We start from the raw sequence: 20,924 nt of genomic DNA, 5'->3' as shown, positions 1-20,924 counted from the left end.
AGGGCTGCTGCGTGGTCGGTGCTGTCGAAGACGTAGCTGGTGGTTTGGTAGATGGGCAGTGCGCGCGCGTTGGTGGCGGTGTCTGCGGTTTGGCCGGCGTGGACCTGTTTGGTTTCGAAGGACCAGTCAGCGGTGTTGTCGGTCATTTTTGTACTCCAGTGGTCAGACGGATAGATGTCGGACGGGGGCGAATGATCGCCGCCCCGTGCTGGGGCCTATCTACAAGTGCGACACATACTGAAAAACCTCCGTAGGGCTCGGCCCGGTCTGGGGTCCGTCCCTGTCGGACCCGCGCTTGTCACCTGAAATTGCAGTGGATGTGCGCGTGCGCAGACCCGCCTCAGGAGACCTGGTCATCACCCGGGGCACCCCACCGCGGTTGGAGGGTTGCCGTCCAGCGAGCCGGGGCTTGACGCTGGTACTCATGACCGAGTCGAATTCTACCGGGAGTGAAGGCGGCGCACGACGCGGGTCGAAGTGCGTGCCGTTACGTGTGGTCGTTCGAAGCGATGTGGCCCACTAGCAGGTAAAAGTTACCGGTCAGTAGAGACAAAGGGAAGGGGCTGCTGGTTGCGACTCTCAGGCTTAGCAGTACGCTTGTCTTGTTTGGGACTCATCTCCCGGGATCAGCCCACACCGATTAGATTTGATAATCGAACCGATCGCGGACCCACTCACAAAGTGTGACCGCAACCGTGTAACCAGGGAAACTTCCTAGGAGGACGCGAAACACCCATGTCCAAAATTAAGGTTGAGGGCACCGTCGTCGAACTCGACGGCGACGAGATGACACGCATCATCTGGCAGTTCATCAAAGACAAGTTGATCCATCCGTACCTCGATGTAAACCTCGAGTACTACGACCTCGGGATCGAATACCGCGACGAGACGGATGACCAGGTCACCATCGACGCCGCGCATGCGATTCTGAAGCACGGTGTGGGCGTCAAATGCGCCACGATCACGCCGGACGAGGATCGTGTCGAGGAATTCGGGCTCAAGAAGATGTGGCGTTCCCCGAACGGAACGATCCGCAATATTCTCGGCGGCACGATTTTCCGCGCACCGATCATCATCTCGAACGTTCCGCGACTCGTCCCGGGCTGGACCAAGCCGATCATCATCGGCCGTCACGCATTCGGTGACCAGTACCGCGCCACAGACTTCAAGGTCCCCGGCCCCGGCAAGGTGATGATCACCTACACGCCTGAGGACGGAAGCGCACCGATCGAGCACGAGCTGGTCAACTTCCCCGAGAACGGCGGCATCGTTCAGGGACAGTACAACTTCAACGATTCCATCCGTGACTTCGCTCGCGCGTCGCTCACCTATGGTCTGCAGCAGAACTACCCGGTGTACTTGTCCACCAAGAACACCATTCTCAAGGCGTACGACGGTGCCTTCAAGGACATCTTCCAGCACGTCTACGAGACTGAGTTCAAGGCTGAGTTCGATGCCGCAGGTCTGACCTACGAGCACCGCCTCATCGACGACATGGTCGCTTCCGCACTCAAGTGGGAGGGCGGCTACGTCTGGGCATGCAAGAACTACGACGGCGACGTCCAGTCCGACACCGTGGCCCAGGGCTTCGGCTCGCTCGGCCTCATGACGTCGGTTCTGCTCACACCGGACGGAAAGACCTGTGAAGCGGAGGCTGCTCACGGCACCGTGACGCGTCACTTCCGTCAGCACCAGCAGGGCAAGCCCACCTCGACCAACCCCATCGCGTCCATCTTCGCGTGGACCCGTGGGCTCGAGCACCGTGGCAAGCTCGACAACACTCCTGAGGTCATCGGCTTCGCCCAGGCTCTCGAAGACGTTGTCATCAAGACCGTCGAAGCAGGCCAGATGACCAAGGACCTCGCCATGCTCGTCGGCGGCGACCAGGGTTACCTGACCACCGAAGAATTCCTCGGTGCGCTCGACGTAAACCTGCAGAAGGCAATGGCAGCACGCTAGTTTCACAGCTTCATCGCATGGGACGCTCGGATATTCCGGGCGTCCCATCCTGCGTTTGGAGGAGTGTTCGCGCTCTCACGTGAGTGAACTCACCCGCTCTCACTTGGAAGTTCAACCACCCTCGAGACAACAATTGACCAGTGACTTCGCCAACTGCCTCCGCACCCGCCATTTCTTCCGGTGCTCGTTCCGGGCGGCGCGCGGCCATGCTTGCACTGGCTCTGGGTGGTTTCGGCATCGGCACCACCGAATTTGTCGCTATGGGTCTACTGCCGGAGATGGCAACAGGACTAGGTGTCTCCGAGCCCACCGCCGGCCATGTGATCTCCGCGTACGCGCTCGGGGTGGTTGTGGGTGCTCCGTTGCTCGCAGCGCTCACAGCGCGCATCCCACGGCGCACATTGCTGATTGCCCTCATGGTCGCCTTCACCGTCGGCAACGCGGCTTCCGTGTTTGCGCCGTCGTACGAGACGCTGATACTGGCTCGATTTGTTGCCGGTTTGCCTCACGGCGCGTACTTCGGTGTGGCGGCGTTGGTCGCCGCGCACCTGGCCGAGCCGGGCAAGCGTGCCAAAGCCGTAGCCATGGTGATGATGGGACTCTCGGTGGCCAATGTCCTCGGCGTTCCGGTTGCAGCGTGGCTCGGCCAAACGGTGGGGTGGCGTAGTGCCTTCGCGCTGGTCGCGGTGATCGGTGTCGCAACTGTGTTGTCGCTGCTCATCTGGATTCCGAGACTCGACGCGATGCCCGCCAGCAACCCGATCACCGAACTCGGGGCGTTGGGCCGTCCGCAGGTGTGGATGACATTGATCGTGGGCATGGTCGGATTCGGCGGAATGTTCGCGGTGTACACATACATCAGTACGACGCTGACCGACGTCTCGGGACTGGGAACCTCTTTCATACCGCTTGCGCTCATGCTCTACGGCCTGGGCATGGTGGCCGGCAACTTCGTCGGCGGATACCTGGCTGACCGCGCCCTGATGAAGAACTTGTTCATCTCGATGGCGTCGCTCGCAATCGTGCTGGCGATCTTTGTTCTCGCGGTCCGCAATCCGTACACAGCTCTTGTATTCGTGTTCCTGATCGGGCTGGCCGGTTCGTCGATGGTCCCCGGATTGCAGACGCGTTTGATGGACGTCGCCGAAGACGCTCAGACTCTCGCAGCCTCGCTCAACCATGCAGCGCTCAACATCGCCAATGCCTTCGGAGCCTGGATCGGCGGTGTCGTCATCGCGGCTGGATACGGATACACCGCACCGGCGGCAGTCGGATCGCTACTTGCCGTCGCCGGCCTTGTTGTGCTGGCAGCGGCGGTAATTATGGCGCGTAGAGCGGCAAACTGAAAGATCGTCGGCACCATCGGCTACGGTGCTTGCCGTGCCTCAAAAAGCTGACTCCCATATTCTCGCGCCACACACGATCACCTCTGTGAACGTCAACGGCATTCGCGCCGCTGCCCGCAAGGGAATGCTCGAGTGGCTCGAGAAGACCGACGCGGATTTCATCTGTCTCCAGGAAACTCGGGCGTCGGACAAGCAGTTGAACGAGACTCTCGAACCTGCCTTGTCGAACGGATGGTTCCTCGTCTCGGCTGAGCCGTCGGCGAAGGGACGCAACGGTGTGGCAATCCTCTCCCGCGTCGAAGCTGAGGCCGTCCGCATCGGCTTCGGCGACGACGAGTTTCAGGACGCCGGTCGCTACATCGAGGCGGACTTCGCGGATCTGACGGTTGCGAGCCTGTACCTGCCGACGGGGGAAGCCGAAACTCCGAAGCAGGAGGCGAAGGAACGATTCATGAACTCGTTCGCAGCGCACCTGTCAGCCACGGCATCTGAAGCCGAAACGCTCGGACGGCATGTCGTTGTCAGTGGCGACTGGAACATCGCGCACAAGGAAGCAGACCTGAAGAACTGGAAGGGCAACAAGAAGTCTTCCGGATTCCTGCCCAGCGAGCGTGAGTGGATGGATGTCCTCTTCTCCGAGGCATCGCCCTGGGTCGACGTGTTCCGGACGTTGCATCCCGATGTCGAGGGCCCGTACTCGTGGTGGTCGTATCGTGGGAAGGCTTTCGATAACGACTCCGGCTGGCGTATCGACTACCAGGTATCCACTCGCGCATTTGCCGAGCGCGCCAAGGCCGGTGAGGTGGAACGCGCCGAGTCCTACGATCTGCGCTGGTCCGATCACGCTCCCGTTACCGTCTCGTACCGGTAGGGGCGCGATATGCCGAGTGCCAAGACACTCAAGGCCGTAGGCACCGTCGTCGTCGCGGTGATAGCCGTTGTTCTAGCGATGGTGCTGTCCTCTCAGGACTCCGACAGTTCGGCGACGGCGGGTTCAATCACGTCGACTTCGGCGGCGTCGTCGACGCAGGCCAAACCGGGAACCACCACCAAGGCTGGTTCCCCAACCACGGCCAAGCAGACGACAACAGCCAAGCAGGCCACCAGCGATGCACCGGCCCGGGTTCTGGCGACTCTGGTGGAGGTCGACGCCGGTCGTTGGCCGGACTCTGCGAACTCGGTAGGAACCAAGGGCGGCATCACCTTCCGCAACAGCGAGGGCAGGTTGCCGGCGGTCGGTGCGGGCGGCGGCCGCGTCGTTTATCAGGAGTGGGACGTGAACCCGAAGAAGAACGGTCAGGGCCGTGATGCCGAACGCATCGTGACCGGAAACGATGGTTCCGCCTGGTTCACATTGGACCACTACGACACCTTCACAAGGATTCGCTGATGTCTGATCAACGACGCGTCGATGTGGACCGATGGCTCGATCCGGTATCGGATGTCACGTCTGTCGCAGTGGTGGCTGAGCCCGCGCGACTGGACGAGTTGGCACGCGACCTACGCACTGCCGACTATGTCGTCCGCATCGTTCGTGGTGCGCGCATGCAGACCATTTCGCGGGTGTACGACGAGTTTGCGGCGGCCTTCCAATTCCCGTCCCATTTCGGGCGCAACAAAGACGCGTTCGATGACGTGATGCGTGATCTGGACGACGTGCTCGGCCTCGGCGCGGGGTTTGTCGTCCTGGTCAGCGACGCCGAATTGCTGCTGAGCGGTGAACCGGATCAGGTGGCCTGGTTCCGGGAGTCCATGGATTTCTACGCCGAAGAATGGGCGCCGACAGCATTTCGGACTGCCTACCAGTTCGGTACCGATCGCGCGGAGTCCTTTGCCGCCGAACTCTTCGAACTCGACTACCCGGACACCACAGCGCCGCGCTGAAACTACCTCGTGAAAAGATCGGAACCATGTCGACCTCTGCAGAACAGACGCCCACAACCAAGCCTCGCGTGCTTTCCGGTATCCAGCCGACGTCGGATTCCTTCCACCTCGGCAATTACCTGGGAGCGTTGCAGCAGTGGGTACCGTTGCAGGACGATTTCGACGCCTTCTACTTCATCCCGGATCTGCATGCCATCACTGTGACGCAGGATCCCAAGGAACTGCGTCGACGCACCAAAGTTGCTGTGGCTCAGCTTCTCGCGATCGGTATCGATCCGGATCGCGCAACAGTTTTTGTTCAGAGTCAGGTTCCTGAGCACGCTCAGCTCGCCTGGGTTCTGAACTGCATCACCGGTTTCGGTGAGGCCAGTCGGATGACGCAGTTCAAGGACAAGTCATCCAAGCAGGGCAGTGACAATGCCAGCGTCGGATTGTTCACGTATCCGGTTTTGATGGCTGCCGATATCTTGCTGTACCGCCCGCAGCGTGTTCCGGTGGGCGAGGATCAGCGTCAGCACCTCGAACTTGCACGCGATCTGGCAGGCCGCTTCAACTCGCGCTACGGCAAGGCATTTGTCATCCCTGAACCGCAGATCATCAAGGGCACGGCCAAGATCTACGACTTGCAGGATCCGACCTCCAAGATGAGCAAGTCTGCGGCCAGCCCCGCCGGTCTGATCAACCTGCTCGACGACCCCAAGGTCTCCGCCAAGAAGATCAAGTCCGCGGTTACGGACAACGAGCGCGAGATCCGCTTCGATCAGGAGAACAAGCCCGGCGTCAGCAACTTGCTGACCATCCAGTCGGCTCTCTCGGGTGTCCCGATCGACAAGCTGGTGGCTGGTTACGAAGGCAAGGGCTACGGCGATCTCAAATCCGATACCGCTGAAGTTCTGGCAGAGTTCGTCACCCCGCTCAAAGCGAAGGTGGAGGGCTACCTTGCCGACGAAGCTGAATTAGACCGCATCATCGCAGCCGGTTCGCACCGCGCTCGCGAGGTCTCGTCGAGCACTCTCGCGACCGTCTACGAGAAGGTCGGCTTCCTGACACCCAAGGGCTGATCGGACCGCACACACACGACTTGAGGGGGAGCGCAGTGGCCGATGAAGGTGTCGTGGGAAATGCCGTTGTTGTCGAGAAACCGAGTTTCCTCGACAAACAGCGTGCGGCCCGTCCTTGGCTGGATCATCTGGTGCGAGCAGGTCTGCGGTTCCAGAACCAGAAGGGTGACTACTACGCGGCCGGTATCACGTATTTCAGTGTGCTGGCACTGATACCGATCCTCATGGTCGTGTTTGCGGTTGCGGGTTTTGTCCTGGCCGGTCATCCAGAGTATCTGGACTCGATTCAGGAACAGATCACCAAATCGATCCCGGGCAGCCTCGGCGACACCATCAACTCCTTGATTCAGTCGGCGATCGATGCCCGCGCCCGCGTTGGTGTGTTCGGTTTTCTCGGCGCGGCCTATGCGGGCCTCGGCTGGATGGCCAACGTTCGGGACGCACTTACCGCGATGTGGGAGAGCAAGCGTGATTCCAAGGGCTTTGTGCGTACCAAACTCGGGGATGCGGGAGCACTTGTCGGTCTTGGCCTGGCACTGATCGTTTCTCTCGGTCTGTCTGCATTGAGTAGCGGACCGGTTGCGCACCAAGTCATCACGTGGCTCAATCTCGAGAACATCACCGGCGTCGGTGTCGGCCTACGGATCGTCACTACGGTGCTGTCGCTACTGGCAACCTGGGCTGTGTTCTTGTGGGTAATCGCCCGATTGCCTCGAGAACCGGTCACTCTGCGTAGTGCCGCCCGGGCAGCATTGATGGCGGCGCTCGTGTTCGAAGTATTCAAACAGGTTGGTGCGATCTACCTTTCGGCGGTCAGCAGCGGTCCTGCCGGAGTAGCTTTCGGTCCCATCATCGGTCTGTTGGTGTTCGTGTTCATGGCCTCGCGAATGTTGTTGTTCTGCACCGCGTGGGCTGCGACCACGAAGGAAAGCCTTGCGTTGGCGTATATTCCGCCACCGGATCCGGCAATTATCGCGCCGCGGATCGTTGTTATGGACGGTGCTTCCCCGTCGCGTACAGCGGCCTTGATTGCGACGGGCGCCGTTGCCGGGCTAGGCCTTTCAGGGGTCTTCCGTCGTCGCCCGCGTTGAGCGTCAGCGTCGTCGACGGCTCAATACGACAGCACCGACAATCAACCCGAGAACAACCGCGGCGCCCGAGCCGATAATCGCGGCGCGGGCAGTCGTGCTGAACTCGCTGCCTGGCGTTGCTCCGGCAGCTGACACTTCACCCAGGGGCACCGGCGCGGTCGTGGTTGTCACGTCGGATTTCTCGTCAGTGGACGTGAGATCGGTCAAGGTTCCGACGGTCATCGCGGGGGAGAGGCTGAATCCGAAGTCGAGAAGGCGGGCCGCCTGCTCCCACGGACGGATCGGCTTTGCTTCGCCGCCCATCAACGTGATGAGGAGCGTTCGACCGTTCCGCTGCGCTGCACCGACATACGTGTGTCGGGCGTCGTCGGTGAACCCGGTTTTGCCGCCCATCGCTCCGTCGTAGTTGTAGAGCAACTGGTTGTCGTTGGCGAGAGTGAAGCCGGGGCGGTCCTGATCTTCGGGGATCGTCGGATCCTTGGGGAATCCCGGAAACTCGACGGTTTCGGTATGGATGAGTTCCGCGAACGTCGGATTCTGCAGTGCCGTGTGGAAGATCACCGCAAGATCGTAGGGTGAGCTGCTCATTCCCGGCCCGTCCAGCCCCGAGGGAGTCGCGGTGCGGGTATCGAGTGCGCCGAGGTCGGCTGCGAGTGCATTCATTTTCTTGACAGCTGCAGCGTCACCGCCGAGTTGGCGGGCCAGCGCATGTGCGGCGTCGTTGCCCGAAGCCATGACAAGACCCTGCATCAGTTGGCGGTTGGTATAGGTCCCGTCCTTGCCGATACCGACTGCGCTGCCTTCGGCATTGGCGTCCTCAGTGGTCCCGGTGATGACAGTGTCGAGGTTCAGTTCGTCGAGGGCGACCAGAGCCAAAAGCATTTTGATCGTACTGGCCGGGCGGTAGCGGCCGTGGGGGTCCTTTGCGGCCAGTACTTCACCGGTGTTCGCGTCGGCAAGTACCCAGCCGGAGGCGGCGATATCTGCGGGCAAGGGAGGAGCGCCGGCAGGCAGGATGACACCACAACCGCCGAGCTGATCTCCACCGACGGGATCAGACGGAACTGGCATCGGCGCGGGCGCAGTTGTTCCAGGCGCGGGCACCTCGGAGAGGTCGACGGCGGGAGCCGGGCGGATCGTGAACGGGCAACTGTCGGTATTCGGTGTTGTGAAAGGTGCCGACGTCGCAGGCGGTGGTGGGGGAGCCGGCTGAGCCCCGGCTATTCCCGACACCCCTCCGATTCCGGAAAATAGGGTTCCGGCAACAACCACGGCACACGCTCGAGTCCACTTCATCGCTATTCGAGGTTAGGCGAATAGTGCGCAACCACCGAATCGCCGCACGCTCTGGCACAGTGAAACCGTCAGCTATTCGATCGGTGCAGACGGCAGGAGATCGGTATGGGCAAGGTTGTAGTGACGGAGTTCGTGTCTCTGGACATGGTTATGGAGGCGCCGGGCGGCGAACATGGCTATGCCCATACGGGGTGGGTGGTCCCGTATCAGGAGGGGGACCAGATCAACTACCCGACCCTTAAGGGCCAGGTTTGCTGCTCACTGACCTAGCTGGATGCTAGAGCGGTGGCTACTATAGGCCGGTTGATTGAGCGGCCCAATACTTTTCATGCCCGAGCGCAGCAATATTACGGGCAGCATTATGGTCCGCATGCGCGGTCCACCCACACTCTCGGCACACGAACCTAGCTTGGCTGCGGCGGTTCTTCTCATCACAAAACCCACACCGCGAGCAGGTTCGGGACGTGTTGCGCGGGTCAATCACCTGCACCGGCACCCCGGCCATCTCCGCTTTGTAAGTGACGAAGTTGCGCAACTGGGCGTAGGCCCACGAATGCACCTGTGCTCGTTGTTTCTTGGCCAGCCGTACCCGATCACGAATCCCCGATAGATCCTCTATCGCGATAGCCCGATCGGTGCGTTGCGCCTGAGCAACAATTGTTTTCGACAACTGATGGTTGACGTCGGTGGCGAACCGTTGTTCCTTCCGTCGCCGAGTCTTCAACTTCCGCTTCGCGGACTTCGTACCCACCTTCTGCAAGGCCGTCCGCGTCACCTGGTTCTTCGTGCGGCGCGCGGTGACAGCACCGTCGGACCACCGCACATCAAGCTCAGCGGGATCATCGTCGGTAGTGACCGCCAGATTCACGATCCCGAGGTCCACACCCAACCAACCATCGACCGGATCCTTCGCCGGTACGACCTGTGTCGGTGCTGGTTGGTCGATGGTGGCGTACAGATAGAACTGGCCGTCGCGGTAGACCAGATCCGATTCCCCTTTACGGTCCGCGAGGAGTTTCCGCTGCCACGGCGCGCCCACGAACCGCACACCCTTCATTCGGCCCGAGGTCGTCCAGATCGAGACGGTCGAGGAGTCCAGGTGCCACGACAGGCACCGATCGTCGAACGGTTGCGCCGCCAGCGGGCGGAAACGAACTGCGGAATCCGCCACACCCGCATACTGCGTCGAACCGGGTCGGCCGTAGTTTCCGGCTTTGAGGTTCGCAGTTCGGGTGGCGTAGGCAGCAGCGACTTTCTTGATCACCCGAACCGCTGGTTGTGCCGACAAACCGAGCGCCTTGATCTGCGTGTACACCGACTCGTGCAACGTGAACGCACGCCGATCAGAGGCAGGTTGAGCGACATCGGAAACGACGTCGGCAGCTCGGTTGCAGGTGAGCAGCGTCTGCTTCAACGCGGCAGCTTGCTCGTCGGTGACGGCGAGCTTGATCATCACGATCCGCTTCACCACGATCACCGCCTTCCTCGAAGGATTCACACTTGGATTGCCGCGGCAACCACTACGAGTTGCCGCGGCAACCACTACGAACAGATCATGGCATTGGGGTACGACAGCCAGCCGAATTCAATACGGCGACAGGGACCCTTCGGCGGGCGATTATCTCAGGTACACCGCGACCTGCGGACACAGCACGAGCGATTGCAGGAACATTGGAATCGTGAAAGTTGACGATGCGGATGGGTCTTCTGTCACCGTATAGAGCCAAGGTGGTGTGGATGTGCCAGCCCGACATGCAGTATGTAGATACAGTCACCTGACCTGACCTGACCTGACCTGCGCGGAGCTCGAGCCGCCAGAAGAATTTGGTGAATCATGCAGTGTATCAAGCTGAACAGCGTCGTTGACGGAGGAGTCGAGATACGAGATGGGTAGCTTGGAAAGAAGGAAGCAGCTGTTGATCGGAGGGCGCCGTATTCGCGTCGCCGACTGATCACGGCAGGTCTGCTCGAACCGGGGCAGACATTGGTTTTCTCGAGACCGCGCGCCGGAGAACGGTACGAGGCGATCGTCGAGAAGGACGGCTCGCTGAGAGTGGAGGGGCGCCGATACACCAGTCCTTCAAGTGCTGCGTCAAACGTCGCCGAGGTGTCATTGGACGGTTGGCACGCGTGGCAGGTTGGGGAGTCCGGTCCGTACCTCCACCGGCTTCGTGAGCAGTTGCTCGAACAGCAGAAGTCTCAGCTCGCGGATACGGAGCAAGACAGGCAAATTCGTGAACGGCAGGAATTCCTTGCAGGCGTCGATGGCAAGGGCAAGCCGCTGACAGTACTCGAATTCCTCAAACTCTGGAGGGCAACGACGCGCTCGCAGATCGTCACCGATGAGATCGACGCGGACCTAACTAATCATGACTTGGTCACGACACCGAACTATCTCAAGGTCGGCGTCGAGGACTTGATCGTTCTTCATAAGCGGCGCACAGACACTGACCAAGAGGAGGAAGATGCCGCACGCGATGACCCTCTCGGACTGGACGAGATCGGTATTACTCTCGGCAACATCAGCTCTGCAAATTCCGAAGTGGTGTCGGTGAGTCCGAATTCCTCTCTCGAAGAAGCGATCACGAAGATGTATCTCCACGATTACTCCCAACTGCCGGTGTTGGCCGGACCTAGGACTGTGAAGGGAGCGGTCACATGGCAGTCGATCGCGCGCGCCCGCCATCGCAATGCTGACGCCACACTCCGTGACGCCACGATCGAGGCGCGTGAGCATCCTTATGATAAGGAGCTTATTGACGTCCTGCCTGACTTGCAGAAATTTGACTTCGCGCTGGTGCGGGGACCGCAGAATGAGATCTCTGGAATCGTGACAACCGCGGACGTGGTTGCTGCATACGGTGCATTGGCGACTCCGTTTCTCTTGATCGGTGAGCTCGATCAGATCCTTCGTCGGGTATTGATCAACAATGTCGACATAGATACCGTCAGTGCCATCTGCGCCGGGGATTCAGGCCAGGCAATCGAGGGTTTTGGACAATTGACAATGGGTCACTACGAGCGCGTCCTGTCACACGAGGACACCTGGAAGTCGTTGGACTGGCCTTTCGACCGCAAGACCTTCCTAAAGGGGCTGGCTGAACTCCGCAAGGTGCGCAACGACGTTATGCATTTCAACCGGGACGCTGTCCCGCCGCACACCATTACCCAGTTCCGGCAGATGATTGCGTTGCTTCGCGACTATGTCGACCGCTAGGCGACAGAAGATGCTGAGACAGAGAATGTCGAATGCTCCAGCGTGACCAGGGCCAAGCCGCAGCGGGCATACGTCTGATGAATGGGTAGCTTCGTGTCCAGTATTAACGGCTCGGCCGCGGCCGAGCCGTTAATGCTCGGTTCAATCTGCAGTTGCGGCGTCGTCGGCGTCTGGCTGTAGGTCGGCTTCGGTCAGGCGCCCCTGGTCGCGTAGGCGTACGAGTAGCGGAATATTTATGAGTCGGCCGAGGAAGTTTTTGTAGTCAGGAACCCGTTCGAGTGGATCTGTTCCGAGATCGAAATCGCGGCGGAGTACGGCAGTTCCGGCGCGAATGGTGTCGCCAGCGGTGGTGTTGTCGGACCGAGGCAAATGGCCTCCCACAGGTCATGCTGCAACCGGTGCGCTCCTCAGTGCCCGGCAGACACGGTTCCGGCACGCCAAGGGCGACTATCGAGGCAAGCTCGAGACGCGCTCGTACGCTTGTGCGGCATGCGACGTTTCATCTCACGTCCTTGACCGCCGACGAGTACGAGGAGCACCGCCGATGACGGCGCTGCGTTGATTTCTATACGACGAAAGCCCGCACAATGGATGTGTGGGCTTTCGTCGAAGCTCGAGCGGTGTAGCTCGAAAGATCTAGCGTGCGAACAACAGTGCGCGCTTGACTTCCTGAATCGCCTTGGTCACCTGGATGCCACGAGGGCATGCGTCGGTGCAGTTGAAGGTGGTGCGGCAACGCCACACGCCTTCCTTGTCGTTCAGGATGTCGAGACGCTCGGCAGCGCCTTCGTCACGACTGTCGAAGATGAAGCGGTGTGCGTTCACGATGGCAGCGGGACCGAAGTAGCTGCCGTCGCTCCAGTACACGGGGCACGACGTGGTGCAGCAAGCGCACAGGATGCACTTGGTGGTGTCGTCGAAACGCGCACGGTCGTGAGCACTCTGGATGCGCTCGTTGGTCGGTGCGTTGCCCGTCGTGATGAGGAACGGCTTCACGGCGCGGAATGCGTCGAAGAAGGGTTCCATGTCAACGATGAGGTCCTTCTCGACCGGCAAGCCGCGGATGGGCTCGATGGTGATGGTGACCGGCTTGCCGTCCTTGGGGAGCATGTCCTTCATCAGGATCTTGCACGCCAGGCGGTTGACACCGTTGATACGCATGGCATCGGAACCGCAGACGCCGTGTGCGCAGCTACGACGGAACGTGAGGGTGCCGTCGAGGTAGCCCTTCACGTACATCAGCAGGTTGAGCATGCGGTCGGTCGGCAGAGCCGGAACCTGGAAACTGTCCCAACGCTGGCCGTCGCCCGACTCGGGGTCCATTCGCGCGATCTTGAGAGTCACCATGACGGCGCCCTCGGGGACCGGGGGAAGCTTCGGCGCTTCTGTTTCGTTCTTCTCGAGGGTAGCCATCAGTACTTCCGCTCCATCGGCTCGTAGCGGGTCTGTACCACCGGCTTGTAGTCCAGACGGATGTCGGAGAGCAGGCCGTCGCCCTCCTTGTATGCCATCGTGTGCTTCATGTACTCGGCATCGTTGCGATCCGGGAAGTCCTCACGAGCGTGTCCGCCGCGTGATTCCTTACGGTTGAGCGCACCGACGACGGTGACCTCTGCCATTTCGAGCAGGAAGCCCAGTTCGATGGCCTCGAGCAGGTCGCTGTTGTAGCGCTTGCCCTTGTCCTGAACCGTGATGTGGTTGTAGCGCTCCTTGAGAGCACGCACATCCGCGAGGGCCTGGGTGAGGCGCTCTTCGGTACGGAACACGGATGCGTTGTTGTCCATCGACTGCTGGAGTTCGGTGCGGATGTCCGCAACGCGCTCGTGGCCGTGATCGGACAGGATAACGCCGACCCAGTCTTCGACCATGGTGGCCGGAGCTTCGGGCATGTCGACGAACTCGGTGGAGTTCGCGTACTCGGCGGCAGCGATGCCGGCGCGACGGCCGAACACGTTGATGTCGAGGAGCGAGTTGGTGCCGAGACGGTTTGCACCGTGCACGGAGACGCAGGCGCATTCGCCGGCGGCGTACAGGCCCTTGACGACCTCGGTGTTGTTGCGCAGAACCTCACCGTTGATCTTGGTGGGGATGCCGCCCATGACGTAGTGGCACGTCGGGTAGACGGGCACAGGCTCCTTGACGGGGTCCACGCCGAGATAGGTGCGCGAGAACTCCATGATGTCGGGGAGCTTCTCGTCGAGAACTTCCTCGGGGATGTGCGTCACGTCGATGTAGACGTAGTCCTTGTTGGGGCCGGCGCCGCGGCCTTCGAGGACCTCGAGAACCATCGAACGCGCGACGATGTCACGCGGAGCGAGGTCCTTGATGGTGGGGGCGTAGCGCTCCATGAAGCGCTCACCGTCGGCATTACGGAGAATGCCGCCTTCGCCACGAACGGCTTCCGAGATCAGGATGCCCAGACCAGCCAACCCTGTCGGGTGGAACTGGTGGAACTCCATGTCCTCGAGGGGGAGGCCCTTGCGGAAGATGATGCCCATGCCGTCACCGGTGAGGGTGTGCGCGTTGGACGTCGTCTTGTACATGCGTCCCGAGCCGCCGGTCGCGAAGATGATCGACTTGGCGTGGAAGATGTGCAGCTCGCCGGTCGAGAGCTCGTAGGCGATGACGCCGGTAGCTACCGGGCCGTCCTCGGTCTCGGTGATGGCGATGTCGAGTGCATAGAACTCGTTGAAGAACTCGACGTCGTGCTTGACGCAGTTCTGGTAGAGAGTCTGCAGAATCATGTGGCCGGTGCGGTCGGCGGCGTAGCACGCACGGCGAACCGGGGCCTTACCGTGATCTCGGGTGTGGCCACCGAATCGACGCTGGTCGATCTTGCCTTCGGGTGTGCGGTTGAACGGCAGACCCATCTTCTCGAGGTCGAGCACCGCGTCGATGGCCTCTTTGGCCATGATCTCGACAGCGTCCTGGTCAGCGAGGTAGTCGCCGCCCTTGACGGTGTCGAAGGTGTGCCACTCCCAGTTGTCTTCCTCCACGTTCGCCAGTGCGGCGCACATGCCGCCCTGGGCCGCGCCGGTGTGGCTGCGGGTGGGGTAGAGCTTGGTCAGTACGGCCGTGCGGGCGCGAGGGCCCGCTTCGATGGCCGCACGCATGCCGGCGCCGCCGGCACCGACGATGACCACGTCATAACGATGTTCCTGCATGAAGTCTGTGCTCCCCTAGCTCGCCGAGATATTGGGGTCGAAGGTGAAGATGACGTACGTGCCCAGGGCCATGATCAGAATCATCGAGATGACGAGGATCGTGGTCAGCCAGAAACGCGTCGAATCCTTGCGGGAGTAATCCGCGATGACCGTGCGCAGGCCGTTGCCGCCGTGAAGCTGCGCCAGCCAGAGCATCGACAGGTCCCAGACCTGCCAGAACGGGCTGGACCAGCGGCCTGCAACGAATGCGAAGTTCAGACGGTGAACGCCACCGTCGAGCATCAGCATGATGAACATGTGGCCCAGGACCAGGACGATCAGGGCAACGCCGGAGAAGCGCATGAACAGCCATGCGTACAGCTCGAAGTTGCTCCGCGACTTAACCCGCGGGGACCGCGGGTTGTCCAGGCTTGCCGGACGGTCGTAGGAGGTGCCCAGAGTCTTGGCTTCGGGTCCGTGAGTAGAAGTCGCCATGTCAGTGCTCCGCAAACATGTTGATGAGGATGCGTCCGGCGCCCGGGATCATCACCAGGAACCAGATCGCCAGAATGGTCCAGAGCATGACGCGCTGGTACTTCGGGCCCTTCGACCAGAAGTCCACGAGCATCACACGCACGCCGTTGAGGGCGTGATAGAGGACCACACCGACTAGGCCGATCTCCATGAGACCGACAAGGGGAGTCTTGTACGTGTCGATGACGGCGTCATACGTGTCGGGGTTGACCCGCACGAGTGCCGTATCGAGAACGTGTACGAATAGGAAGAAGAAAGTTGCGACGCCTGTGATCCGGTGTAGAACCCAGGACCACATTCCGGGGTCGCCCCGGTAAAGCGACCTCGTGCGCTCCTTCTGAGGAGCGGCTTCAGTCGTAGTACTCATCGAGTGCTGTGCCTCCAACGTCATTGGTGGACGCGTCGAGCTTGCAGAGAGCTTCGAGGTACTCAGCCCGGGCTCGACGGGGTCCTGAACCGACTTGACTCAGACTCTAAACCTATGTGAAACGGGGAACTAATCAGCCGTGGGGTTCGTACACGCACCCAACCTTTTGTAAGGTTTGCCTTTCCAATGTCACTGTGGCGGTTCCGGTCCGCTTTCTGCATCCATTCAGTCGACGTGATTGTATTACGAACCATGGGTGAAATCGACTGGGAGTTGTTGCGCGACAACGCGAGACACGTGATGCGCCAGGCCTATGCCCCCTACTCCGGGTTTAGGGTAGGGGCCGCTGCACTGGTAGACGATGGTCGAATCGTCTCCGGATGCAATGTGGAAAATGTCTCATACGGTTTGAGTCTGTGTGCGGAATGCGGACTGGTGAGTAACTTAGCCGCGACCGGCGGTGGACGGTTGATTGCCTTCTCCTGTTGTGATGCCGACGGCGCAATTCTGATGCCGTGCGGCCGCTGCCGGCAGCTCCTGCTCGAACACGGCGGGGGAGAACTCCTCGTCGACACATCTCGAGGGCCGAGGCAGTTGGCAGAGTTGCTGCCGGAAGCATTCGGACCCGAACAAGCAGAAGGGCTTCGTCGTGTTTGACGCCGTCTCCATCATCAGAGCCAAGCGTGACGGGCTGGAACTCTCGGGCACGGAGATCGACTGGGTCGTGCAGGCGTTCACCGCGGGGGTTGTCCCGGATGAGCAGATGTCCGCTCTCGCCATGGCGATCTATTTCCGAGGAATGACTCGTTCGGAGACCAGTCGGTGGACCCGAGCGATGATCGAATCCGGCTCCGCGATGGACTTTTCGGACTTGCCCTGCCCGACCGTCGACAAACATTCCACCGGTGGTGTGGGGGACAAGATCACGCTTCCGCTCGCGCCGCTCGTCGCTGCCTGCGGGTTGGCTGTGCCGCAACTGTCCGGACGGGGACTCGGGCACGCGGGCGGAACCCTCGACAAACTCGAAGCTATTCCGGGGTGGCGCGCAGACCTGTCGACGGCCGAGATGGTCGAGATTCTGTCGGATCCGAAGATCGGGGCCGTTATCTGTGCTGCCGGTGCGAATCTTGCTCCCGCAGACAAGAAGCTCTATGCTCTCCGCGACGTGACCGGATCAGTGGAGTCCATTCCGTTGATCGCGAGTTCGATCATGAGCAAGAAGATCGCCGAAGGGACCGGCGCCCTGGTGCTGGATGTGAAGGTCGGGTCCGGGGCGTACATGAAGGAACTCGGCGACGCGCGAGAGTTGGCCCGCACCATGGTCGAACTGGGCAACGACGCCGGTGTACGCACAACGGCGTGCATCACCGAAATGGGCACACCGCTGGGACTCACTGCCGGTAATGCGCTCGAAGTTCGGGAGTCGGTGGAGGTACTGGCCGGCGGTGGACCGTCCGACGTCGTCGAACTGACGCTTGCACTCGCCCGGGAAATGTTGTCCGCAGCCGGAATTGACGACGTCGACCCCGCGCAGAAATTGGCCGACGGGAGTGCGATGGATCGGTGGCGCGCCATGATTGCCGCGCAGGGCGGCGATCCGGATGCGACGTTGCCCGTGGCCCGACACACCGAGGTGATCACCGCCGAACGTGACGGTGTCGTCACCCGAATGGATGCGATGGGTGTTGGTGTCGCAGCGTGGAAACTGGGCGCGGGACGCGAGTTCCAGGGCCAGGTTGTGCAAGCCGGGGCGGGAGTGCAGATGCACGCAAAGCCCGGGGACCGGGTACGTGCCGGCCAGCCACTGCTGACACTGCACACCGACACTCCCGAGCGCTTTGGCGCCGCCCGCCGGAGCCTGGACGGAAGTTGGGCGGTCGGCGGCGCCGAGGACTTCGTTGAGGTGCCCTTGCTCATCGAGCGGATATCGGGCGAATCGGGTTAGCTTATGACGCATGAACGCACCGGTGTTGGACTCGATCCGTAGGGCGCCCAAAGTTCTACTCCACGACCACCTCGACGGTGGCTTACGGCCGCAGACCGTTCTGGAACTTGCGGAACAGTGCGGATATCAGGATCTTCCCGCCCACACTGCTCCGGAACTCGCACACTGGTTCAGGACCGCAGCAGACAGCGGATCCCTCGAGTTGTACCTCGAAACTTTTGCGCACACCGTCGCTGTCATGCAGACACCCGAAGGTTTGTCTCGGGTGGCACGGGAGTGCGCGGAGGATCTGGCCGATGACAACGTGGTGTACGCGGAAGTGCGATTCGCGCCCGAACAACACCTCGAGCAAGGTTTGACTCTCGACGAGGTGGTCGAGCACGTACTCGAAGGATTCCGGGCCGGGGAGTCCGCTGCCCGCGCGGTGGGCCGGGAGATCCGGATCGGGTGTCTGCTGACTGCGATGCGTCACGCGGCACGCTCACGGGAAATCGCCGAACTTGCCGTGCGGTTCCGGGACCGCGGTGTGGTGGGATTCGACATTGCCGGCGCGGAAGCCGGGAATCCGCCGAGCCGACACCTCGACGCCTTCGAGTACATGCGTGATGCCAACGCCCACTTCACGATCCATGCCGGTGAAGCCTTCGGGTTGCCGTCGATTCACGAGGCCATCGCATTTTGTGGCGCCGACAGACTGGGACACGGAGTGCGGATCGTCGACGATGTTTCTGCGTCAGACGACGGAAACCACAAACTCGGTAGGCTCGCGAACTACGTGCGCGACATGCGAATTCCGTTGGAATTGTGCCCGACGTCCAATGTTCAGACCGGAGTGGTCGCAGCGTTGGCCGACCATCCGTTCGGGCTGTTGGCCGACTTACGCTTCCGCGTCACCGTCAACACCGACAACCGACTCATGAGCGATACCAGCATGAGCCGGGAAATGGCGGCGTTGGTGGACACCTTCGGTTACGGCTGGGTCGACCTCGAGCGTTTCACGATCAACGCCATGAAATCAGCATTCCTGCCGTTCGATCAGCGGCTTGCCCTGATCGACGACGTCATCAAGCCCGGTTACGCGGTGTTGATCGGGTAACCGGGCTTGATGGGTAGGTCAGGCCTTGCGCAGTCGGGCTTCGAACTCGCGATCGAGGGTGCGCCAGGCTTCGGATTCGACGACGAACGGCGGGTTGGGTGCCATCCGTGAGGGGTCGGGATTGAGGAGGTACGAGACATACCAGCCCAGTTCCGTGGAGCCGGCCAAAGCTGAGTCAACGGAGTCGTCGTTCGCGAATTCTGCTGCATCGGAGAACAATTCGACGGCCAGTTCGAGTTGCTCGGCGTCGATGGCCTCGGGGCCCGCGGCCAGGTCGTCGGCAATACCGGGCAGCACGTAAACGTTTTCGTCGGTGACCTCGATCTCGAGGGAACCGTCCACTGCGGCGTTCTGGATGTCGCCGTAGGTGGCAACCTGTGCCAGATCGTGTTCGTGGTTGTCTGCCAGGTACCGGGCGAGGCTGCGCTCGGACGTGAAGACCGTAATCAGTCCGTTCGATCCGAGGAAGACTGCGCGATCGTTCAGGTAGCAGCGCAGGGTGTAGAGCGTGTCGGCCGACGTGATGATGCGGACCGGATCAACGCCGACGGACTCCCAGAAGGAGTCCTCGAAGTCGTCGTCGTCTTCATCTTCCTCGTCGAATTCTTCGTCTTCGCTCTCGTCGGCAACGTCGTCGGCGTCAACGGTGTTCTCGGCGGCAGCGAGGAGTTCGGCTTCGGCAACAGCGACGGCGGCAGCATCTACATCGGGTGATTTGACCACGGTGTCGATGGCGTCGAGAACCTTGTCCCAGTCCTTGGCGATGGCAGCCCCGACCTGATCCCACACTTCGAGACCTTCGCGGCCTTCGAATGTGCCGGCGCCGGTGGCGAGTGCGCCCAGGATCGGGTGTCCGCTGAAGAATCGGATGACCGGGTCGAGGTCGCAGACCTCGCCGATGTTGCGGGCCATGTTGAGGGTCTCTTCGAGTTCTGCGACGACCAACGATTCAGGGTCACCGGCAGCAAGCTCAGGCACACCGACAAAATCGAAGGTGAAGTTCTCTTCCGGTTCGAGTTCCGCTGCGGAGAGGCCGGATACGACACTCCACGCGGGATGGTCGACCAAGTCGTTGTCAGTATCGGTGCGGATGAATGCTGCGAGTTCGGCGACCGACGCGAACCCGTAGAGGTCTTCCTCGTGGCCGAGGAAAGCCTCCCACTCTTCGTCTCCCTCACGCCACCGTGGCGCCCACAAAGTGACGAGGTCTCCGTTGGTGAGCCCGATTTCGATAGGGACGATGTCTCCAGCCATGGGCGGAAGCCTATCCATCGAACCGCCGTAGGTATAGCGCGGGTAGCTCACACCTCGCCGAGTGAGCTGTGGAGCCGGTTCAGGAGGCGTTCGCGTTCGATCCCGCTGCGGTGAACAGCCTGGTGGATGGTGGCAATCGTCAGAGCGGCTACTGCGCGGGAGTCCATCGCCGTCACTGCATCCGTGATGGTCAGTCCGACCAGCGTGCCGGTGCCGTTCACACAGGCCACGACGGTGCCGTCGGCACTGGACGCGGTTGTCCGGATGGCATCGACGTCGCCGACCGCGTCCTGCATGAGCCCACACTGACTTTTGGCGCGTTCCATGATTCGGTCCATCTCGTTCATATCGCACGCATCCAGGTCGTCGGGGCAGCGGCAGCTTGTTCCGCGGCGTCCTGGGCCTCGGCGAGTTGCTCCCGGGTAGCGAGTCCCAGGGCGGTCAAGATGGCGTCGGGAACCCCGCTTCCTTCCAATTCGATGCGGTGACGGGCACCGGCTTCGAGCCCGGCTCGATTCGCGAGGGCCAGGATGTTCCGAGCGAGATGCGACCCGCCGTACCGCAGTTCTTCCTGATGGATTCGGAGGTCGATCGGAATGGCCTGCTCGGTAGCTCGAAGGGCGATGGTGCCGCTGCGATTTGCGGCAACGGCAGTGATGACGGTTGGCTGATGCTGCGCTGAATTCTGCATGTTCCTACTCATTCGGTCGGTCGGTAGAAGCCCTATATAT

The 20,924-nt window shown here is 61.2% G+C and carries 22 protein-coding genes, 1 pseudogene and 1 riboswitch; of the genes and pseudogenes, 12 read left to right on the top strand and 11 right to left on the bottom strand.

Annotation, left to right across the window (positions count from 1 at the left end; translation table 11 throughout):
• The coding region (locus MTX36_RS22940; protein ID WP_243621956.1) for a PLP-dependent transferase at nucleotides 1-146 on the bottom strand (146 nt) is incomplete at its 3' end.
• A 140-nt stretch (nucleotides 147-286) separates the two neighbouring features.
• Nucleotides 287-430, bottom strand: a riboswitch (SAM riboswitch).
• Nucleotides 431-735: 305 nt separating this feature from the next.
• Between MTX36_RS22940 and MTX36_RS22935 the strand changes: the two genes are divergently transcribed.
• The 7 genes from MTX36_RS22935 to yhjD all read left to right on the top strand — a co-directional run bounded on the left by MTX36_RS22935 (nucleotide 736) and on the right by yhjD (nucleotide 7,341).
• Complete coding sequence (locus MTX36_RS22935; protein ID WP_243621951.1) at nucleotides 736-1,959, top strand: NADP-dependent isocitrate dehydrogenase; 1,224 nt, start codon at nucleotides 736-738, stop codon at nucleotides 1,957-1,959.
• 206 nt (nucleotides 1,960-2,165) lie between these two features.
• Nucleotides 2,166-3,305, top strand: a complete 1,140-nt coding sequence (locus MTX36_RS22930) for an MFS transporter (RefSeq protein WP_243621955.1) — start codon at nucleotides 2,166-2,168, stop codon at nucleotides 3,303-3,305.
• 25 nt (nucleotides 3,306-3,330) lie between these two features.
• Nucleotides 3,331-4,176, top strand: coding sequence for an exodeoxyribonuclease III (locus tag MTX36_RS22925; RefSeq protein WP_308198243.1), 846 nt, complete (start codon nucleotides 3,331-3,333; stop codon nucleotides 4,174-4,176).
• Between the two features lie 9 nt (nucleotides 4,177-4,185).
• Nucleotides 4,186-4,695: a ribonuclease domain-containing protein gene (locus tag MTX36_RS22920; protein WP_243621950.1), complete on the top strand. Its 510-nt coding sequence runs from the start codon at nucleotides 4,186-4,188 to the stop codon at nucleotides 4,693-4,695.
• Nucleotides 4,695-5,189, top strand: coding sequence for a barstar family protein (locus tag MTX36_RS22915; protein WP_243621949.1), 495 nt, complete (start codon nucleotides 4,695-4,697; stop codon nucleotides 5,187-5,189). The genes MTX36_RS22920 and MTX36_RS22915 overlap by 1 nt, the downstream gene beginning before the upstream one ends.
• 26 nt (nucleotides 5,190-5,215) lie before the next feature.
• Nucleotides 5,216-6,250, top strand: a complete 1,035-nt coding sequence (trpS, locus tag MTX36_RS22910; RefSeq protein ID WP_243621948.1) for a tryptophan--tRNA ligase — start codon at nucleotides 5,216-5,218, stop codon at nucleotides 6,248-6,250.
• 35 nt (nucleotides 6,251-6,285) lie between these two features.
• Nucleotides 6,286-7,341 (top strand): inner membrane protein YhjD, encoded by a 1,056-nt coding sequence (yhjD, locus tag MTX36_RS22905; protein WP_243621947.1) that lies wholly within the window; start codon nucleotides 6,286-6,288, stop codon nucleotides 7,339-7,341.
• 3 nt (nucleotides 7,342-7,344) lie between these two features.
• Here the strand turns inward: yhjD and MTX36_RS22900 are convergent, their stop codons facing one another.
• Nucleotides 7,345-8,637: a D-alanyl-D-alanine carboxypeptidase family protein gene (locus tag MTX36_RS22900; RefSeq protein WP_243621946.1), complete on the bottom strand. Its 1,293-nt coding sequence runs from the start codon at nucleotides 8,635-8,637 to the stop codon at nucleotides 7,345-7,347.
• Between the two features lie 292 nt (nucleotides 8,638-8,929).
• Nucleotides 8,930-10,108, bottom strand: coding sequence for a transposase (locus MTX36_RS22890; RefSeq protein ID WP_308198242.1), 1,179 nt, complete (start codon nucleotides 10,106-10,108; stop codon nucleotides 8,930-8,932).
• A 465-nt stretch (nucleotides 10,109-10,573) separates the two neighbouring features.
• Here MTX36_RS22890 and MTX36_RS29975 point away from each other — a divergent pair.
• Together MTX36_RS29975 and MTX36_RS22885 are read left to right on the top strand one after the other, a co-directional pair.
• Nucleotides 10,574-10,822, top strand: a pseudogene (locus MTX36_RS29975) (hypothetical protein); the annotation flags it as partial.
• Nucleotides 10,823-11,179: 357 nt separating this feature from the next.
• On the top strand, nucleotides 11,180-11,854 hold the full coding sequence (locus MTX36_RS22885) for a CBS domain-containing protein (protein ID WP_308198244.1): 675 nt from the start codon (nucleotides 11,180-11,182) through the stop codon (nucleotides 11,852-11,854).
• A 141-nt stretch (nucleotides 11,855-11,995) separates the two neighbouring features.
• Here MTX36_RS22885 and MTX36_RS22880 read toward each other — a convergent pair whose 3' ends face one another.
• From MTX36_RS22880 to sdhC, 5 genes are all read right to left on the bottom strand, one after another.
• Nucleotides 11,996-12,223, bottom strand: coding sequence for a hypothetical protein (locus tag MTX36_RS22880; protein ID WP_243621944.1), 228 nt, complete (start codon nucleotides 12,221-12,223; stop codon nucleotides 11,996-11,998).
• 267 nt (nucleotides 12,224-12,490) lie between these two features.
• Entirely contained in the window at nucleotides 12,491-13,267 is a 777-nt protein-coding gene (locus MTX36_RS22875; RefSeq protein ID WP_243621943.1) for a succinate dehydrogenase iron-sulfur subunit, read from the bottom strand.
• Nucleotides 13,267-15,018 carry a succinate dehydrogenase flavoprotein subunit gene (sdhA, locus tag MTX36_RS22870; RefSeq protein ID WP_094272015.1) on the bottom strand — a complete coding sequence of 584 codons (1,752 nt, stop codon included), beginning with the start codon at nucleotides 15,016-15,018 and terminating at the stop codon, nucleotides 13,267-13,269. Before sdhA ends, MTX36_RS22875 begins: the two co-directional genes overlap by 1 nt.
• 15 nt (nucleotides 15,019-15,033) lie before the next feature.
• Nucleotides 15,034-15,492: a succinate dehydrogenase hydrophobic membrane anchor subunit gene (locus MTX36_RS22865; protein WP_243621942.1), complete on the bottom strand. Its 459-nt coding sequence runs from the start codon at nucleotides 15,490-15,492 to the stop codon at nucleotides 15,034-15,036.
• 1 nt (nucleotide 15,493) lies between these two features.
• Nucleotides 15,494-15,898 (bottom strand): succinate dehydrogenase, cytochrome b556 subunit, encoded by a 405-nt coding sequence (sdhC, locus tag MTX36_RS22860; protein ID WP_243621941.1) that lies wholly within the window; start codon nucleotides 15,896-15,898, stop codon nucleotides 15,494-15,496.
• A gap of 252 nt (nucleotides 15,899-16,150) precedes the next feature.
• On the opposite strand from sdhC, the gene MTX36_RS22855 reads away from it, so the two are divergent.
• The 3 genes from MTX36_RS22855 to MTX36_RS22845 are packed head-to-tail and all read left to right on the top strand — an operon-like array spanning nucleotide 16,151 to nucleotide 18,939.
• Nucleotides 16,151-16,555: a cytidine deaminase gene (locus MTX36_RS22855; protein WP_243621940.1), complete on the top strand. Its 405-nt coding sequence runs from the start codon at nucleotides 16,151-16,153 to the stop codon at nucleotides 16,553-16,555.
• Nucleotides 16,548-17,843: a thymidine phosphorylase gene (locus MTX36_RS22850; protein ID WP_243621939.1), complete on the top strand. Its 1,296-nt coding sequence runs from the start codon at nucleotides 16,548-16,550 to the stop codon at nucleotides 17,841-17,843. The genes MTX36_RS22855 and MTX36_RS22850 overlap by 8 nt, the downstream gene beginning before the upstream one ends.
• 10 nt (nucleotides 17,844-17,853) lie before the next feature.
• Nucleotides 17,854-18,939: an adenosine deaminase gene (locus tag MTX36_RS22845; protein WP_243621938.1), complete on the top strand. Its 1,086-nt coding sequence runs from the start codon at nucleotides 17,854-17,856 to the stop codon at nucleotides 18,937-18,939.
• 18 nt (nucleotides 18,940-18,957) lie between these two features.
• Here the strand turns inward: MTX36_RS22845 and MTX36_RS22840 are convergent, their stop codons facing one another.
• The 3 genes from MTX36_RS22840 to MTX36_RS22830 are packed head-to-tail and all read right to left on the bottom strand — an operon-like array spanning nucleotide 18,958 to nucleotide 20,884.
• Nucleotides 18,958-20,193: a primosomal protein gene (locus MTX36_RS22840; protein WP_243621937.1), complete on the bottom strand. Its 1,236-nt coding sequence runs from the start codon at nucleotides 20,191-20,193 to the stop codon at nucleotides 18,958-18,960.
• 47 nt (nucleotides 20,194-20,240) lie between these two features.
• Nucleotides 20,241-20,540, bottom strand: coding sequence for a YbaB/EbfC family nucleoid-associated protein (locus MTX36_RS22835; protein ID WP_243621936.1), 300 nt, complete (start codon nucleotides 20,538-20,540; stop codon nucleotides 20,241-20,243).
• Nucleotides 20,537-20,884, bottom strand: a complete 348-nt coding sequence (locus MTX36_RS22830; protein WP_243621935.1) for a hypothetical protein — start codon at nucleotides 20,882-20,884, stop codon at nucleotides 20,537-20,539. Before MTX36_RS22830 ends, MTX36_RS22835 begins: the two co-directional genes overlap by 4 nt.
• Nucleotides 20,885-20,924: the final 40 nt, after the last annotated feature.

It is taken from the genome of Rhodococcus sp. ARC_M6, assembly GCF_022810305.1.
Taxonomy (GTDB): domain Bacteria; phylum Actinomycetota; class Actinomycetes; order Mycobacteriales; family Mycobacteriaceae; genus Rhodococcus_F.
The sequence above is the reverse complement of the archived record's forward strand: the minus strand, read 5'-3'. Positions and strand labels throughout refer to the sequence as shown.

What these genes read in the sequence shown, in the direction of transcription:
- MTX36_RS22830 (WP_243621935.1), bottom strand. Translation starts at nt 20,884, where the DNA reads ATGCAGAATTCAGCGCAGCATCAGCCAACCGTCATCACTGCCGTTGCC.
- MTX36_RS22875 (WP_243621943.1), bottom strand. Translation starts at nt 13,267, where the DNA reads ATGGCTACCCTCGAGAAGAACGAAACAGAAGCGCCGAAGCTTCCCCCG.
- sdhC (WP_243621941.1), bottom strand. Translation starts at nt 15,898, where the DNA reads ATGAGTACTACGACTGAAGCCGCTCCTCAGAAGGAGCGCACGAGGTCG.
- MTX36_RS22865 (WP_243621942.1), bottom strand. Translation starts at nt 15,492, where the DNA reads ATGGCGACTTCTACTCACGGACCCGAAGCCAAGACTCTGGGCACCTCC.
- MTX36_RS22835 (WP_243621936.1), bottom strand. Translation starts at nt 20,540, where the DNA reads ATGAACGAGATGGACCGAATCATGGAACGCGCCAAAAGTCAGTGTGGG.
- MTX36_RS22900 (WP_243621946.1), bottom strand. Translation starts at nt 8,637, where the DNA reads ATGAAGTGGACTCGAGCGTGTGCCGTGGTTGTTGCCGGAACCCTATTT.
- MTX36_RS22840 (WP_243621937.1), bottom strand. Translation starts at nt 20,193, where the DNA reads ATGGCTGGAGACATCGTCCCTATCGAAATCGGGCTCACCAACGGAGAC.
- MTX36_RS22855 (WP_243621940.1), top strand. Translation starts at nt 16,151, where the DNA reads ATGGGTGAAATCGACTGGGAGTTGTTGCGCGACAACGCGAGACACGTG.
- sdhA (WP_094272015.1), bottom strand. Translation starts at nt 15,018, where the DNA reads ATGCAGGAACATCGTTATGACGTGGTCATCGTCGGTGCCGGCGGCGCC.
- MTX36_RS22930 (WP_243621955.1), top strand. Translation starts at nt 2,166, where the DNA reads ATGCTTGCACTGGCTCTGGGTGGTTTCGGCATCGGCACCACCGAATTT.
- trpS (WP_243621948.1), top strand. Translation starts at nt 5,216, where the DNA reads ATGTCGACCTCTGCAGAACAGACGCCCACAACCAAGCCTCGCGTGCTT.
- MTX36_RS22845 (WP_243621938.1), top strand. Translation starts at nt 17,854, where the DNA reads ATGAACGCACCGGTGTTGGACTCGATCCGTAGGGCGCCCAAAGTTCTA.
- MTX36_RS22935 (WP_243621951.1), top strand. Translation starts at nt 736, where the DNA reads ATGTCCAAAATTAAGGTTGAGGGCACCGTCGTCGAACTCGACGGCGAC.
- MTX36_RS22915 (WP_243621949.1), top strand. Translation starts at nt 4,695, where the DNA reads ATGTCTGATCAACGACGCGTCGATGTGGACCGATGGCTCGATCCGGTA.
- MTX36_RS22920 (WP_243621950.1), top strand. Translation starts at nt 4,186, where the DNA reads ATGCCGAGTGCCAAGACACTCAAGGCCGTAGGCACCGTCGTCGTCGCG.